Consider the following 15,366-nt stretch of genomic DNA (forward strand, 5'->3'; position numbering starts at 1 on the left):
AAAAAGGGGAACGGATGGATGTGAGGAAAATCAGGCCGAGCGCGCACAAGGGCGATGCCTTCCCTCCCGGTACGGGAGCATCTCAGCTCGATGCAACCGAGCCGCCGCAGGATTTCGCCTGGGATCCGATCAACCGCCGGACCTTTCTCCGGCTCATGGGGGCTTCTTTCGCCCTTGGCGGAGTCGGCTTGGCCGGCTGTCGACGTCCGGAGGGCCATCTGGTCCCGTATACGGCCAGTCCCGAGTGGGTGGTGCCCGGGAAGCCGCTGCTTTATGCGACGGTCGCCCCCGCTCCCTATGGGGGCGTTCCGCTTTTTGTGACGACCTACGAGGGCCGGCCCACGCATCTTCAGGCAAACCGGCTCTTCTCCGACGCGGGACTGACCCCGCAGATGCAAGCTTCGATCCTGGATCTCTACGATCCGGATCGGGCGGCAGGCTTTCAGCACAACGCCTATCCCACGACCCGCGAGCGGTTTGTAGACGTTTTCAGCAAAGAAAGCGCTGCCTGGCGCGAAAGGAAGGGAGCCGGGCTCGCCGTCTTGGTTGAACCGACCGTTTCTCCGACCATCTCCTCGCTGCGGGCGGAATTTCAGCGGTGCTTCCCGGAAGCGCTCCTCTGTTCCTATGACCCCGTGGGAAACGGAGACCGTTTCGCGGCCACCCAGTCGCTTTTCGACAAGCGGTTGACTCTTCTTCCCCGCTGGGCGGAAGCGGACGTGATCCTTTCGGTGGGGTGCGACTTCGCCTCGGCAGACGCGGAAGGGCCTTGGGCCGTGAACGGCATCGCGGCACGCCGCAGGCTGCAGAATCCCGGCGACGAGATGAGCCGGATCTATGTCCTGGAGGATCGGCTGACTTCCACAGGAGCGATCGCGGATCATCGACTCGCTCTGAAGGCAGGGGATCAGCCCGCCGTCCTCGCGCTGATCGCTCGGGAGTTGGGAGCGACGGGCCTATCCCAACTGGAGCCGTTTGGCCGGGCGGCGGGCGACGCCTGGGGTGAGCCGGTTCGAAAGTGGGCGAGAGAAGCAGCCCGGGACTTGGCGGGAGCCAAGCGGCCCCTGGTGGTGGTGGGTCGGGAATATCCGTTACCTGTTCACCTGCTCGTCCTGGCCATCAACACCGCGTTCGAAAAGCGATCGGCTCTCGACCTGATTCCCGCCCTGGAGGACGAGGCACGGTCGATCGAGTCGGTCGCAGAAGAGATCCGCAAGGAGAATGTCCGGTCGCTTATCATTCTCGGAGCCAATCCCGTCTATACGGCACCCGTGGAGCTGGATTGGCTCCGGCTCCAGCGGAGCGTGCCGGAGGTGATTCATTTCGGATTGTTGGCGGATGAGACGGCACTGGTCAGCCACTGGCATGCTCCCCTGGCTCACTATCTGGAGAGTTGGGGGGATGCGCTCGCTCCCGACGGCACCTATCTGAGCGCACAGCCGATGATTTTTCCTCTTTTTGGCTCTCTCTCGGAGCTCGATGTCTTCGCGTCTCTGTGCGGGGAAGCCGATGCCCTGGCCCTTCCGGAAGAGGCGAGCCCCATGCAGCTTGCGCAGCCGCCGCTGGCGGGAGGACCGCCCTTGTTGCCGCTGCCCGCGGTCGCAAGACGGGTGCAAGAGAACTTTGGCGTGATTTGCCGTGTTGAGGAGAAGGACCGGGCGGAGGCCTGGCGGCGATGCCTGCACGATGGCTTCTGGCCGGGAAGCAGCCCCAGTCCCCTCTCCTCGGAGCCGAACTGGGATCGGGCGCAGCAGGTGGTTCTGAAAGGGCTTGTGTCCAGTCCGGCAACGGACCGGCTCGATCTCTCCTTCTATCCCTGCCCGAAGATCGGGGATGGACGCTATGCTAACAACGGCTGGCTGCAAGAGCTACCGGACTTCATCACGAAGCTGACTTGGGACAACGCGCTCCTTCTTGGGCCCGGGACGGCTCGCAGGCTCGGACTGCAGCCCGGCGGGGGAGATTCTCGGCAGGCGGAGCTGGTGATCGTGGAGGTGGACGGACGGCGGTTGGAAGCTGCGGCGATCGTGGTTCCCGGTCATGCGGAGAACGCGCTTTCGATCTCCTTGGGATATGGGCGATCCTTCGGTGGACGAGTGGCGCAAGGCCACGGCTTCAACGCCTACTCGGTTCGTTCTCTGAAAACCCGGCATTTCGCCGCCGGGGTTTCAGTAAGCAGCACCGGAAAGAGTTATCCGATCGCGCAGTCCCAACTTCATGGAGATCCGGGCGACCGTGGCCTGGTGCGGGAGGGGAACCTCGCGGAGTACCGGGCGGTGCCGGATTTTGCCAAGAGAGAGGACGAAGAAGCGCGGTCGGTGCCGGAAGTCTCGATTTATCCCAACCCATACGGTGCCAAACAGTCCGGGCCCGCGTACACGGACGGAGTCAGTAAGGGCGCTTACCAATGGGGGATGGTCATCGATCTGGGAAGCTGTGTCGGCTGCAATGCCTGCGTCATCGCCTGCCAGAGTGAGAACAGCGTTCCGATCGTCGGCAAAGGGCAGGTGCGCCGTGGACGGATCATGCAGTGGATTCGTATCGATCGCTATTACTCCGGCTCTGAAGCGGACCTACGGGTGACTCCCGAGCCGATGCTCTGTCAGCAGTGTGAGAATGCTCCTTGCGAAACCGTCTGTCCTGTGAACGCCACCGTGCACAGCGATGAAGGCTTGAACGTAATGGCCTACAACCGCTGCATCGGGACGCGGGCATGCGCCGCGAACTGCCCCTACAAGGTGCGTCGCTTCAATTTCTTTGATTACAACAAGCGAGACGTTTTGAAGACCAAGAAGATCGGACCCTGGTCGGTGGGGAATCTCTATCTAGGGCCGTTTGGGGATCTTGGGAGTCCGCTGACGATCCAGATGCAGAGAAATCCGAACGTCACCGTTCGGATGCGCGGGGTCATGGAAAAGTGCACCTTTTGCGTGCAACGCGTGGAAGAAGCGAAGATCGCCACCCTGGTGCGGGCTCGTGACAGCGTGCCACAGCCCATCCCTCGGGATGGCGTGCGGACCGCTTGCCAGGAGGCTTGTCCCGCGGGAGCAATCGTTTTTGGGGATCTGGCCGATCCGGAAAGCCGAGTTTCTCGCTGGAAGGCGGACTCGCGCGCCTACCGGGTGTTGGAATATCTCAATGTTCGTCCACGGGTCTCCTATCTGGCGCGTGTTCGCAACCCGAATCCTGCTCTCGTAACAGGGGAAGCGCGCCACGAGTCGGGAGAGTCGGGCGAAGCGCAGCGCAAGGGCCCGCATGCGGGCTGAGTAGAAGGACAAAAGAAGGAATTAGGATGCCGATCGCAGAGAAAACCGTCGAAAAGGCAGAGAGCGGACGGGCGCTCTTGGCGCGTCCGGAGCTCGTCTTGAACCAGAGAGAAGCCTCGTGGGTGAACGATACGGTCTGCGCGGTCGTGGAAAAGCCGGCGCCGCTCTGGTGGTGGGTGGCGGCGGGGGCTTTTGGTCTCCTGGCGGCCGCGGTTCCCCTGGTCGTGGTCTACTTCATCAGTACGGGCTTGGGGGTCTGGGGACTGCAGAGCCCCGTCTTTTGGGGGGTTGCAATTCTCAATTTCGTCTTTTGGATCGAGATCGGTCATGCCGGCACCTTGATCTCGGCGATCTTGCTCTTCACGCGCCAACGGTGGCGCAACTCCGTGAATCGGGCAGCCGAGGCGATGACGATCTTCGCGGTCCTTTGTGCAGCGGTCTTTCCGCTCTTTCACATCGGTCGGCAATGGATGTTCTGGTACATGGTGCCCGTACCGGAGTCGTATGCGATCTGGCAGAATTTTCGCGCTCCGCTGCTCTGGGACGAGTTTGCCGTGGGAACCTATTTTACCGTCTCTTGCCTATTCTGGTATTTCGGTCTGCTGCCGGACATCGCCTCCCTTCGGGATCGGGCAACCAAACTTTGGAAGAAGCGGCTCTATCATGTTCTCTGCTGGGGATGGACGGGTTCCCTTCGCGCTTGGCGTCATTACGAAGCGGGGTATCTCTGCATCGCCGGCGTGGTCAGCGTGCTCGTGATCTCCGTGGCCTCTGTGGTCTCGACCGATTTCGCGACGACCGTATTGCCGGGATGGCATACGACCATCTTTCCGCCGGATTTCATTACGGGGGCCATCTTCAGCGGCTTTGCGATGATCGTCACGCTCATGGTCCCGTTGCGCGCGGCCTATCCTGGCCTAAAAGATATGATTACGGGGAAGCACCTGGACAACATGGCAAAGGTGCTCTTGGCGACCGGATCGCTCGTCGGCTATTCCTATTTGATCGAGCTCTTCATGGCGTGGTACGGGGCCAACCCCTATGAGCGGTACACTTTCTGGAATCGGATCACGGGCCCGGACCGGTCCACCTACTTCGCCATGTTCGGGTTCAACGTGATCCTGCCCCAAATCTTCTGGTTCCGCTTTTGCCGGTCCCATCCGTGGATTCTCTGGACGAGCTCGGTGCTCATCAACGTGGGCATGTGGTTTGAGCGGTACTCGATCATCGTCGTCAGTCTTGAGCGGGATTTCCTGCCCGCCTCTTGGCGCCACTATCTGCCAACCTGGGTGGATTGGGGTCTCTTCTTCGGCAGCGTCGGGCTCTTCTTTTTCCTGTTCCTGCTCTTTCTGCGCGTCTTGCCCTCCATCTCGGTCGCCGAGATCAAGACGCTGCTGGCGAAGCCGAAGAGGCAGCGAACTCTGGAAGTGGCGGCGCAAGAGTACGGGTTTCCGCCGGGCAAGGAGATCTACGGCTTGGGTGCCGAATTTTCTTCGGAAGAGGAGTTACGGAGGGCGAGCGAAGAGACGAGAAAGAAAGGATACGTCTGGTGGGATGCCTACGCTCCCTATCCCATTCACGGCATGGAACGGGCCATGCGGCTTTCCAAGTCTCGCGTCTCCTTCTTCGTGCTGATGGGAGGTCTGCTCGGTCTGTTCATCGGGATCGCTATGGTGACGGCCACCTCGATCCCAAGGCCCCAGCTTCTCCAGAGCCTCACCACAGGTCAGCTGCAGGGCCTCTTCTACGCGACCGTCGTTCAGGGCAAGCCGTACTTCAGCCTTCCCGCTTTTGTCCCTGTGCTGCTGGAGCTCACCATCCTCTTCGCGGCCTTCAGCGGCTTTCTGGCCGTGGTTTTTCTCGCCCGGCTCCCGCGGCCGCATCATCCGGTCTGGAACTGGGGAGAACTCTCGCGGCGGGCAACCGACGACGGTCTATTCCTCGTCATCGAAGCCAGGGATCCTGCGTTCTCTCCCGCAGAGAGTCGCAAATTCCTGGAGAGCTTGGGCGGAAGACGGCTCACCTTTATTCCTCGATAGGCGTCCGGGAATCATGCGTACCTTCCTTTTGCTGCTCGCTTGCCTTGTTTTTGCGATCGTCAGCGTGACGGGATTCCGCGGCACCATGACGACGAGAAACCCCATCGAGATCTTTCCCGACATGGTCCGACAGGCAAAAGTGAAGGAGCAGGCTTCCAGCTTCTTCTTTCCGGATCAACGGGCCAGCCGTTACCCTGTCTCCGGAACGGTGTCGAGGGGCGATGCCGTGGACGATCCCTATCGGAACACCGGAATGATCGGGGACCACTGGGGCGAGGGCATTCCCATTGCCCTGACCGCGGAAACCCTGAGATCCGGGAAAGAGCGTTTCGGAATCTTTTGCACCGCTTGTCACGGAGCGACGGGATCCGGAAACGGCATTGCGACCCAATATGGCCTTGTCGGAGTGCCCAATTATCATGCCGAGCATGCCCGGCAGATGCCGGATGGCCAGATCTTCTACGTGATCACTCACGGACAAGGACTGATGCTCGGGTATGGCGCCAATCTGAGCGTTGAGGAACGCTGGGCCATCGTCGCCTACATCCGCGCTTTGCAGCTCAGTCAGAGTGCGACGCTTGCGGACGTGCCGATTGCGGAGCGGCAGCAGCTCGAAGGGAAATAGCGATGGGTCACACCGAACCTGCGTCAGAGGTGCGCGAGGCCGTTCCGCTTCCGGCAGGAAAGTGGAAAAGGCTCGCCGTTCTCCTTCAAGGAGTGGGCATTCTGTTTCTCGCCGGCTCCTTTGCCGGGGCCTGGTGGCACCCGAAGGAATTCTTTCATAGCTGGCTCTTTTCCTTCTTTTTCTTCTTTAGCCTCTGCTCCGGCGCCCTCTTCTGGGTGCTGCTGCACTACGTGACCAATGCGGGATGGGGAGTCGTCGTCCGCCGGCAAGCGGAAAACCTCGCCAGTCTCTTTCCATGGGTCGCCCTCTTCTTCCTGCCGATCCTTTGGGACGCATTCCGGGGCCACCATCTCTACGAGTGGACGAGCCCGGCCCTTGCCCATGATCCGGCCCTTCTTGCGAAATCCGCGTATCTGAATCTCCCGTTTTTCGGTATCCGAGCGATCTTCTATTTTGCCTTTTGGATCCTTGCGGCGCGCTTTTTTTGGAATAGTTCACGACTCCAGGACAGCGACCGGGACCCGTGGCGCACGGTCCGGATGCAAAAGTTTTCCTACGGGCTGCTTGTGGTCTACGGCGCTTGCATGACCTTTGCCGCGATCGACTGGCTGATGGGTCTCGACTTCCGGTGGAGCTCGACGCTCTGGGGCGGCTTCGTCCTCGTGGCGGCGGCGGGAGCAAGCCTTGCTCTCTGGATTCTCATCATCCTCTGGCTGCGGGAAAGGCATCACCTTCCGCAGGTGAACGAGGAGCATCTCCATCTCATGGGCAAGCTTCTATTCGCCTTCACCGCCCTCTGGGCCTACTTCGCCTTCAGTCAGTATATGCTCATCTGGTATGCCAACGTCCCTGAGGAGACCTATTTCTTCATTCGGCGCAACTTCGGAAGCTGGAACTGGTTGGCGATCGGACTGGTTCTCGGCCGTTTCTTCGTGCCGTTTCTGCTTCTGCTGCCGCAATGGACCAAGCGCAACCCGCGGACCCTCGCTCTGGCCGCCGGTTGGGTTCTCTGGATGCAGGCAGTCGAGCTCTACTGGCTGATTCTTCCGGGAGTTTTCGAAAAGGCGGTTGCCATCGGATGGCTCGAGATCGCAGTGTGGGCCGGAATGGGATGTCTCATGGCGGGTGCATTCCTGCGACGGCTCCTCTCGTGCGAGCTCTATCCTTTACATGACCCGCGCTTGCAGGAATCGGTGGAGGTGATCAGCTAGGAGGAGGATTGGGGATGCCGATCGAAAAGGATTACGCCCGAACCGCAGCGAAGGAAGATCGACCCAGCGCGGGAACGGGAGTCGCTCCGAGCGCGACGACGTTCGTGTGGGTCCTGCTTCTTCTGGTCTTGCCGTCGATGGGTGTCTCCTTCCTCACCCGGAGTCTGGCGCAGGCGGAGGAAGAGGCTGCCAAACTGGGACTGGCCGAGAGGGTCACCCGGCTGGAAGCCTTGCGAAAGGCGGATCGCGAAGCACTCGGCAGTTACCGGTGGATCGACCGCGACAAAGGGGTCATAGCGCTTCCCATCGAGCGAGCGATGGAGTTGGAAGAGGAGAAACTGAAAAGCAAGCCGGTCGGCCCATCGGCGGTCCTTCTTCCTGGCGCGCTGCTGCGGCAGCCCCCCCCTCCCTCCGCGCCGAAACCATGAACGAGAGGAGAACGGCAACCATGGCAGAAACTTTGGAATCCAAGGAGACCCCGGTGAAGGTGTCCTCCGGCGAAGTTGACCCGTCGCTGCGGGCTCCTTTCCTATGGCTTCTTGGGCCGGCAGCCGTTTGGCTCTCGGTGGCGACCATCCTGGCTCTGCTCGGCAGTCTCAAGCTCGTCGATCCTCGCTTCCTGGGTACGTGGGGTTGGCTCACCTTCGGAAGGATCAGCCCGGCCGCTTTCCTGAGCTTTGTCTACGGATTCGGCATTCCGGTGGGACTGAGCGCGGCTCTCTGGGCCGTCACGAAGGGAGGGCGGCTTCCGCTTCTCGGGCGGCGATGGTGCCTTGCCTCTTCCTTCCTTTGGAACGTGGGATTGTGGGGCGGAATCACCGGAGTACTCGCTGGGGAGAGCCGATCTCTCTCCTGGCTTGGATTGCCGACCTTCTCCCTCCCGTCCCTGGGGTTAGGCTACCTTTTGTCGGCGGGTTGGTTGGTCGCTGCTCTCGTGAGCCGATGGGAGGAAGCGTCGCTCGCGTTGCGTTTTCTCCTTCTGGGGTTGGTCTGGATTCCGTGGGCGGGAGGCGCTGCGGCGCTCATGCTGCACGATCCGGCGGTGCGCGGGGTGGCCATGGGTTCGCTCGAATGGTGGTTCAACGACGGTCTGCTCTATGCGGGCTTAGGGGCATTCGCGCTCGGCATCGTCTATCTCCTTGCTCCCTCCTCTCTGGGTCGCCCTCTCGCTTTTTCCGGACTCGGCCGCTTAGCCTTTTGGACTTGGGCTCTCTTTGCCAATCTTGCCGGGACGGCGCATCTGGTGGGCGGGCCTTTCCCTCTCTGGATGGTTTCTTTGGGCGTCTCCTCTCGCTTTCTGCTCTGGGTGGCAGCCGTTGCGGTCGGGGTGGGATTTTGGGTCGCGGCCCGCAGGCTGCCGGCGGAGAAGAGAGAATGGGATCCGAGTTGGCATTTCCTCCGGTTCGGCATGAGCTCTTTTTTGGTCGCTGCGGGACTGGGGGCGCTGCTCGTCCTGCCGGCTTGGAGCCGATATGTGCACTACACCGTTCTGGAAGAGGCTCAGCTCGTTCTCTTCCTGTACGGCTTTTTGGGTATGACTTTCTTTTCTCTGCTCTACGCCCTCTTGCCGCAGCTGCTGGGTCGTCCCTGGCCGTCGCCGACCTTGTCGAAGGTCCACTTCTGGCTCAGCAGCTATGGAATCAGTTTTCTGGTGGGCCTGCTGGCCGTCGGCGGACTCTTTCAGGGCGTGGGGCTCGACGAGCCCGACCTCCCCGTTCATGACGTCATCGTCTTGCTGCTCCCCTTTCTGCGCAGCGCAGCAGCGCCGGCGACGGCCTTGTTAGCCGGTCACGCGGTTTTCGGGTTGCATCTCCTTTGGCTGATCCTGGAAAGCGGTTCGAGCCGCCGTGGGGACGAAGAAACGGCACTTGCGCACGCCGATATCGAAGGAGTTCGCACGCCGTGACGGAGCAGAAACGAGTTCTTCTGGGCATCCTCCTGGCGACAGGGGTGGGATGGCTGCTGCTCGCCTGGCTGCCTCTGCGAAAGCTCGGGCCTGCCGGCGCGTCGGCCGATGGAGCACCCTTCGGACGTGCGGCCCTTGGCGGCGAGGTCTACGCGGCCAACGGATGCGCCTCCTGTCACACGCAGGTTGTTCGGCCGCCGAATCTAGGTTCTGATATTGCCCGGGGTTGGGGGGCGCGTCGGACGCTGCCGTCGGATTATCGAGAGGAGCATGTCATCCCCTTGGGGGTGCTTCGTCTAGGGCCCGATCTTTCCGACGTGGGAGAGCGCCGCACCGATCCCCGCTGGTACTATCGCTTTTTGTACGATCCTCGGGTCATTTATCCAGGCACGGTCATGCCGTCCTACCGATACCTTTTCGCGCGCGTCCCGCTGTTGGGAACCCCGCTGCCCGACTCTCTTCCCCTCTCCGGCCGAGATGCGCCCCGGCCAGGGTTCCAGGTCGTGCCCGGACCGGAGGCTCGGGCCCTGGTGGCCTATCTGCTATCCCTTAAAAGAGTGCCGCCCGGGGAGACGGGCAAGACGCCATGAATTGCGAAGATCAGCCCGAGAGAAGGGGCCAGGAGATCTCTTCGAAAGAACGCCTCCCCTGTTTCTTTCTAGTGTTTTCGACCGTCATCGTGCTCTTTGCGGGGGGCTTTTTCCTCCGGTATAGCGGGGGCTTGCGCTGGGACGTCTATGACGCAAGCGGGTATCTTGCCGGTCTTCCCCGGCCGACTGCGACCAGCGCTGTGCTCGCGGGCGGGCCGGCGCAAAAGCCTGCGGCGGTCAATCCGATCCAAGTTGGCCAGGACGTCTACCAAGCGAACTGCGCCGCCTGCCATCAGCCCACCGGTCAGGGGATGAGCGGCCAGTTTCCTCCGGTCGCCGGCTCGGACTGGGTCAATGGGGATCCGCGGGTGCTGGCGGCAATGGTCCTTGGCGGCTTACAGGGACCCGTTCGGGTTGCGGGAGCGGAATACAACGGGATGATGCCGGCTTGGAAGACGGTGCTCAACGATGCCAAGATCGCGGCGGTCCTGACCTTTCTGCGTCAGTCGTGGGGCAATCACGGTTCCGCCGTCGAAGAAGACCAGGTGAAGTCGGTCCGAGCGGAGACGGCAAACCATGCGGCGCCCTGGAAGGTCGAGGAGGTAGAGACACTCGGCAAGAGTGCGGGGAAAGAAGCAAAATAGAACGAAAAAGGCACGTCCGCCTGGCCTGTTTCCTCTGGGGGAAGCACGTACCCTCGGGCGAACCCCTAGGCAAGAATCCTCCCAAAGCCGTCTGAGCCGATGGAAAGGCGCCAGGCATTGGAGAAGCTTGTGTGCGAACTTGTTAGGACAAGCGGAGTAGAAAAATCTTGTCAGCGTGCGCGGAAACGATTCAGTTGTAATATAAGGAAGCGACGATAGAATTTAGCGTTCTAAAAGCCATGAAGGAAGAAACGGGAGTGCCGCAGGAAATGAACGAGCAGGGGGTTGCGACGGGAGGGCCGCACGGCGGCGGGAGCGGAACGGCCGCGCACGGAGCCGGCCATCACGAACACCAGATTGAGCTATCGTGGTGGAGACATTACGTCTTTTCCACCGACCACAAGGTGATCGGCATCCAGTACATGATCACCTCTCTGCTCGTTGCCCTCTTCGGTTTCGGGCTGATGGTGGTGATGCGCTGGCAGCTCTCGTTCCCGGGCAAGCCCGTGCCGGTCATCGGTCCGCTCTTGACTGCGGTGTTCGGCGCCAACCTGGCCCCAGGCGGCGTGATGACCCCGAATCTCTACAACTCCTTCGGAGCCATCCACGGAACGATGATGATCTTCATGGCGATCGTTCCGGCACTCTTCGCCGGCTTCGGCAACTTCGTCGTCCCCTTGCAGCTCGGTGCCCCAGACATGGCTTTTCCTCGCCTCAACATGGCGAGCTTTTGGAGCTTCTTCGTGGGTGTCGTGATCATGCTCGGGAGCTTTCTGGTTCCCGGAGGAGCGGCGAAGTCGGGTTGGACCTCCTATCCGCCCCTGGCCGATATCGCCGACACGGGAATGGGCTTCGAACCGATTCTCAACGGGCAGACTCTCTGGCTGATCGGCATGGCCTTCAACATTACTGGATCGCTCCTCGGCTCGATCAATATCATTGCCACGATCATTCAGCTGCGTGCCCCCGGCCTGCAATGGATGCGGCTGCCCGTCTTCGTCTGGTCCGAGCTGGTCACGGCTTTTCTCTTGCTCCTGGCGTTTCCGCCGCTCGAATCGGCGGCGATCATGCAGCTGATGGACCGGCTATTCGGAACCAGCTTCTTTTCGCCCGACGGCCTTATCATCGGAGGCCGCCACTGGCCGGCGAGCGGGGGCGGCTCGGCCCTGCTCTGGCAGCATCTTTTCTGGTTCCTCGGCCATCCCGAGGTCTATGTGCAGATTCTGCCCACCATGGGAATCGTGGGGGAGGTGTTCGCGAACAACACGCGGAAGCCCTTGTGGAGCTACAAGATTTTCGTCTATTCCCTGCTGTCGATCGGTTTCCTCTCCATGGTCGTTTGGGCTCATCACATGTACATGACGGGCATGGGGCAGAGCATTACCACCTTCTTTCAGATCTTCACGACCGTGATTTCGATGCCGTCGGTTCTTTTGGGAACCGTTCTTCTCCTTTCCCTTTGGGGTGGATCGATCCGGCTCCCAACCCCCATGCTCTTTGCCCTTGCTTGGCTGCCGATGTTCGGAATCGGCGGATTGACCGGCCTGCCGCTCGGGTGGACGCCTTCGGACATGGTGCTCCACGACACCTACTACGTGATCGGCCACTTCCACTACATGATGGCGCCGGCTTCGATCATGGGGCTTTTTGCCGGGCTCTACTACTGGTTCCCCAAGGCAACCGGGCGGATGATGAACGACTTTTGGGGAAAGGTGCACTTCTGGATGACCATCATCTTCTTCAACGGGGTCTTTTTCCCGATGCTGATCCAAGGGTTCAACGGAGTACATCGCCGCTGGTACGATGGCGGGGCCGGCTGGCAGATGGCGCAGCCTGTGCTCTGGCTCAACCAGGTAATGTCCGTCTCGGCCTGGATTCTTGCGCTCGGACAGATCCCATTTATCATCAACTTCTTCTGGAGCATCTGGCGCGGGAAGAAGGTGACTTCCGACAATCCGTGGCAAGCGACCACCCTCGAGTGGGCCACCCCGACGCCTCCGGGACATGGGAATTTCCTCCATCCCGTCGCGGTCTATCGTGGTCCCTATGAGTATAGCGCTCCCGGAGCCGCTCGTGACTTTCTGCCACAGTGGGAGCAGGAAGAAAGCAGAGTCGCGGAACCGAAACTTTCCTCCGTATAACGAAAAAGGAAGCAAGAGATGGAATTGGAAATTCCCTATACCGTTACCGCACGGCCGGATACGGGCTCATATAACGCGAAGATCGGCATCTGGCTCTTCTTGGCCTCGGAGGTCATGCTCTTTGGTGGCTTCTTCTCAGCCTACATCTTCCTCCGGATGGGGGCGACCCATTGGCCGCACCACCTGCTGAACGTGCCCATGGGGCTCTTCAACACCTTCGTGCTGATCACCTCCAGCATTACGATGGTGATGGCCTGGACTGCACTGAAGATGCGGCAGTTTCAGAGCTATCGGCGCTGGCTTGCAGCGACCCTGGTTTGCGGCGTCGTCTTCCTGGGGATCAAGTCGATGGAGTACAAGGACAAGTTCCATCATTACGGGGTGATCCTTAACAATGGGCAGGAGATCACGGGGCATCTGGAAATGACTCCCGCCGAAGCGATGAAGAGCTCGACGCTTCGGATCCTGCCGGATGCGGAAGACGCTGGCAGCTTTGGTTATCAACTCCGGTCGATCTTCGGCCGCCCGGCTGCGGGCGAGGAAAAGGTGCTCGAGATCCCGAAGAGCGATATCCAGTGGTGGTCGAATTTCACGCCGCGGTATAGCACCTACCTCGCGACCTACTTTACGATGACGGGGCTTCACGGCCTCCATATTATCGGGGGACTGTTGGTGCTCGGCTTCTTCTGGGGGCCGGGGGCAAAGCTCTACCGGACCAACCCTGAGCATTTGGCCAATCGTGTCGAGGTCGCCGGGCTCTTCTGGCACTTCGTCGACTTGGTCTGGATCTTTCTCTTCCCCACCCTCTATCTTTTGTAGGACGATTGTTTTTAACGGAGACAAGCAATGAGCGAAGAAATCCATGATCCCAGGAAGCAGGTTCCCGCTTATGTCAAGGTGTTCGGCTTGCTCCTGCTGCTCGCCGTAATCAATGTTGCCGCCTCCTACCTCCCGCTCGGCGGAGGAAACATCGGGGTGGGGTTGCTGGTTGCCGGAGCGCAGGCGATCCTCGCTCTGGGGATCCTGATGCACTTTTTTTCGGAAAAGAAGACCGTGCATCACCTCATGGCCCTTGCGATTGCTTCGGTGGTGGCGTTACTTGTCATATTCGTCTGCTGCTATGCGGATCAGCTCAACTCCGTCACCCCTGTAAAGTAGATCAAATATGTCGCTTCGGCAGTTTCACCTCCTCTTCGTAAGCATCGTCACCTGCCTTTTTCTTGGACTGGGAGCCTGGTCGCTGAAAGGTTACTACAGTCATCAAGGAGGACTGCTTCTCTGGTTAGGCGCGGGCTCTTTTGCGGCCGCGTTGTTGGTAGTCGTTTACGGGGCTTGGTTCCTGCGAAAGACCCGGCGGATGGGACTTGTGGAATGAAATCGCGAATGAGCAAGTTGCTGTCCGTGGGCGGAGGTCTCCTCTTCCTCGGGGCACTTGGGTTCGTCGCGATCGGGGATGCCTTCTTTGGGTCCTCGCTGAATATCCCTGCGGTGGGTCACGAGCCCGGAGACGCCGCGGCCTGGGCGCTGGTGGCGATCGTCTTGATCCCACTGGGAAGCGTGGTACTGCTGATCAGGACGCTCTATCGGCGGTCTCGGAAGCCTCCGCCAGCTTACGCGGAGTTTCTGGAAGAGGCGAATGGGGAAGAAGTGGATGCGGCTGGAGAGGCGCGATATCGATAGGGCATTGCCCATCATTCGACGGCGAGGGAATGAGGATCGGAGGAAACGGCAGATGAATCGCTGGGGCAATGTGCGGGTTTTGCTCATCGGGCTTGCCTGTTCAGTCCCTGTCGAGAGTTGGGCGTGCGCCGTTTGCGGAGTGCCCAAGTCTGCGGCAACCCGGGGGATCTTGCCGGCCGTGGTGCTGATGCTGGTATTGTTGGGGATTGTGTTCGGTGCCTTCATTCGTTTTTTTATTCGGGCTAATCGGTCAAAACATCAATCGGGAGGGTTAGATCGTGTTCGCACTTCTTCTTGAGCTTACGGGAATTTCACGCTGCATGTCCCAGCATGGGCGGCAGATTGATGAATTCATGGAAGCGATCCTCTGGTTCTCGCTCATTCTTTTCGCGATCTGGTTCAGCTTTTTCGTCTATGCCCTCTATCGGTTCCGGGCGGACAAGAGCCCGAAGGCCAGCTACGAGGGGCTCAAGGCGGATTGGCCCAAGCATTTGGAGTGGAGCATCGTTTTTGTGGAAATGGTGCTCCTCTTCGGGTTTTCGGTGCCGCTTTGGGGAAACCGGGTGCTTGATCCTCCTGGCCCGGGAGAAGCCGTGACGCTGGAAGCGGTCGCGCAGCAATTCGGCTGGATCTTCCACTACCCGGGACCGGATGGCAGGTTGGGCCGCCGTGACATGCGCTTGGCGGACGGGATGAATCCGATCGGCCTCGACAAGACCGACCCGGCTTCCAAGGATGACATCATCACGATGAACGAGATGCACGTGCCCGTCGGCAAACCCGTCTTAATTTATCTGGGGTCCCGGGACGTCGTTCATAATTACTACGTCATTCAGATGCGCATTCAGCGTGACGCAGTTCCCGGCCTGACCATTCCGGTCTGGTTCACGCCGACGCACACGGGCCGTTTCGAAATCGCCTGCGGCCAACTTTGCGGGGTCGGCCATTTTGCGATGAAAGGATTTCTCGTTGTCGATACCCAGAGCGACTACGAGGCTTGGCTCAAGGATATGAGTCAGCTTTCGCAGGTCGCACCACCGACCGGCGAGAAGGTCATCGCGCGGCAGTAACGTCTGCCTGTCTCAGAAGCGTTCTCCTACGGCTTACGAAGGGGAGTCGTCTGCTTCGTTGAGAAGACTTGGGTGTTTGGTCCTCGTTCGTGGGATGTCGTCATACCACTCCGGGGGAAAACCTGCGCCCCTTCTTGCATCCATGGCCATCCGCCCCGCGCCTCGAGTACGTGGCCTTGTGGTGAGACAGGAAG

The 15,366-nt window shown here is 60.4% G+C and carries 14 protein-coding genes; all 14 read left to right on the forward strand.

Annotation, left to right across the window (positions count from 1 at the left end; genetic code table 11):
* Positions 1-14: 14 nt before the first annotated feature.
* The 14 genes from MAMT_RS05465 (at position 15) to MAMT_RS05530 (ending at position 15,172) form a co-directional block, all read left to right on the forward strand.
* A complete protein-coding gene (locus MAMT_RS05465) occupies positions 15-3,266 on the forward strand; it encodes a 4Fe-4S dicluster domain-containing protein (RefSeq protein ID WP_142659977.1) in 3,252 nt (1,083 codons plus the stop codon).
* Positions 3,267-3,292: 26 nt separating this feature from the next.
* Positions 3,293-5,305, forward strand: a complete 2,013-nt coding sequence (locus MAMT_RS05470) for a quinol:electron acceptor oxidoreductase subunit ActD (protein ID WP_142659978.1) — start codon at positions 3,293-3,295, stop codon at positions 5,303-5,305.
* A gap of 13 nt (positions 5,306-5,318) precedes the next feature.
* Positions 5,319-5,930, forward strand: a complete 612-nt coding sequence (locus MAMT_RS05475; protein ID WP_142659979.1) for a c-type cytochrome — start codon at positions 5,319-5,321, stop codon at positions 5,928-5,930.
* A gap of 2 nt (positions 5,931-5,932) precedes the next feature.
* Positions 5,933-7,141: a hypothetical protein gene (locus tag MAMT_RS05480; RefSeq protein ID WP_142659980.1), complete on the forward strand. Its 1,209-nt coding sequence runs from the start codon at positions 5,933-5,935 to the stop codon at positions 7,139-7,141.
* A 14-nt stretch (positions 7,142-7,155) separates the two neighbouring features.
* Positions 7,156-7,569 carry a hypothetical protein gene (locus MAMT_RS05485; RefSeq protein WP_142659981.1) on the forward strand — a complete coding sequence of 138 codons (414 nt, stop codon included), beginning with the start codon at positions 7,156-7,158 and terminating at the stop codon, positions 7,567-7,569.
* Positions 7,570-7,589: 20 nt separating this feature from the next.
* The gene (locus MAMT_RS05490; RefSeq protein WP_178086931.1) at positions 7,590-9,047 is read left to right on the forward strand and encodes a cbb3-type cytochrome c oxidase subunit I; all 1,458 of its coding nucleotides are present in this window, start codon (positions 7,590-7,592) and stop codon (positions 9,045-9,047) included.
* Positions 9,044-9,637, forward strand: coding sequence for a cbb3-type cytochrome c oxidase subunit II (locus MAMT_RS05495; RefSeq protein ID WP_142659983.1), 594 nt, complete (start codon positions 9,044-9,046; stop codon positions 9,635-9,637). The genes MAMT_RS05490 and MAMT_RS05495 overlap by 4 nt, the downstream gene beginning before the upstream one ends.
* The gene (locus MAMT_RS05500; RefSeq protein ID WP_142659984.1) at positions 9,634-10,281 is read left to right on the forward strand and encodes a c-type cytochrome; all 648 of its coding nucleotides are present in this window, start codon (positions 9,634-9,636) and stop codon (positions 10,279-10,281) included. Before MAMT_RS05495 ends, MAMT_RS05500 begins: the two co-directional genes overlap by 4 nt.
* A gap of 269 nt (positions 10,282-10,550) precedes the next feature.
* Positions 10,551-12,422: a cytochrome c oxidase subunit I gene (locus tag MAMT_RS05505; protein ID WP_178086938.1), complete on the forward strand. Its 1,872-nt coding sequence runs from the start codon at positions 10,551-10,553 to the stop codon at positions 12,420-12,422.
* Between the two features lie 18 nt (positions 12,423-12,440).
* Positions 12,441-13,241, forward strand: coding sequence for a cytochrome c oxidase subunit 3 (locus MAMT_RS05510; RefSeq protein WP_246186545.1), 801 nt, complete (start codon positions 12,441-12,443; stop codon positions 13,239-13,241).
* 27 nt (positions 13,242-13,268) lie between these two features.
* Entirely contained in the window at positions 13,269-13,580 is a 312-nt protein-coding gene (locus tag MAMT_RS05515; RefSeq protein WP_142659986.1) for a cytochrome C oxidase subunit IV family protein, read from the forward strand.
* Positions 13,581-13,587: 7 nt separating this feature from the next.
* A complete protein-coding gene (locus MAMT_RS05520) occupies positions 13,588-13,797 on the forward strand; it encodes a hypothetical protein (RefSeq protein WP_142659987.1) in 210 nt (69 codons plus the stop codon).
* A gap of 8 nt (positions 13,798-13,805) precedes the next feature.
* Positions 13,806-14,102, forward strand: coding sequence for a hypothetical protein (locus tag MAMT_RS05525; protein ID WP_246186546.1), 297 nt, complete (start codon positions 13,806-13,808; stop codon positions 14,100-14,102).
* Between the two features lie 320 nt (positions 14,103-14,422).
* Complete coding sequence (locus tag MAMT_RS05530) at positions 14,423-15,172, forward strand: cytochrome c oxidase subunit II (RefSeq protein WP_246186547.1); 750 nt, start codon at positions 14,423-14,425, stop codon at positions 15,170-15,172.
* Positions 15,173-15,366 lie beyond the last annotated feature (194 nt).

It is taken from the genome of Methylacidimicrobium tartarophylax, assembly GCF_902143375.2.
GTDB lineage: Bacteria > Verrucomicrobiota > Verrucomicrobiia > Methylacidiphilales > Methylacidiphilaceae > Methylacidimicrobium > Methylacidimicrobium tartarophylax.

Bases quoted from the DNA above. Each gene is read 5' to 3' on its own strand.
- MAMT_RS05515 (WP_142659986.1), top strand. From the start codon at position 13,269: ATGAGCGAAGAAATCCATGATCCCAGGAAGCAGGTTCCCGCTTATGTC.
- MAMT_RS05485 (WP_142659981.1), top strand. From the start codon at position 7,156: ATGCCGATCGAAAAGGATTACGCCCGAACCGCAGCGAAGGAAGATCGA.
- MAMT_RS05475 (WP_142659979.1), top strand. From the start codon at position 5,319: ATGCGTACCTTCCTTTTGCTGCTCGCTTGCCTTGTTTTTGCGATCGTC.
- MAMT_RS05525 (WP_246186546.1), top strand. From the start codon at position 13,806: ATGAGCAAGTTGCTGTCCGTGGGCGGAGGTCTCCTCTTCCTCGGGGCA.
- MAMT_RS05530 (WP_246186547.1), top strand. From the start codon at position 14,423: ATGTCCCAGCATGGGCGGCAGATTGATGAATTCATGGAAGCGATCCTC.
- MAMT_RS05470 (WP_142659978.1), top strand. From the start codon at position 3,293: ATGCCGATCGCAGAGAAAACCGTCGAAAAGGCAGAGAGCGGACGGGCG.
- MAMT_RS05510 (WP_246186545.1), top strand. From the start codon at position 12,441: ATGGAATTGGAAATTCCCTATACCGTTACCGCACGGCCGGATACGGGC.
- MAMT_RS05480 (WP_142659980.1), top strand. From the start codon at position 5,933: ATGGGTCACACCGAACCTGCGTCAGAGGTGCGCGAGGCCGTTCCGCTT.
- MAMT_RS05465 (WP_142659977.1), top strand. From the start codon at position 15: ATGGATGTGAGGAAAATCAGGCCGAGCGCGCACAAGGGCGATGCCTTC.
- MAMT_RS05505 (WP_178086938.1), top strand. From the start codon at position 10,551: ATGAACGAGCAGGGGGTTGCGACGGGAGGGCCGCACGGCGGCGGGAGC.
- MAMT_RS05500 (WP_142659984.1), top strand. From the start codon at position 9,634: ATGAATTGCGAAGATCAGCCCGAGAGAAGGGGCCAGGAGATCTCTTCG.
- MAMT_RS05490 (WP_178086931.1), top strand. From the start codon at position 7,590: ATGGCAGAAACTTTGGAATCCAAGGAGACCCCGGTGAAGGTGTCCTCC.
- MAMT_RS05520 (WP_142659987.1), top strand. From the start codon at position 13,588: ATGTCGCTTCGGCAGTTTCACCTCCTCTTCGTAAGCATCGTCACCTGC.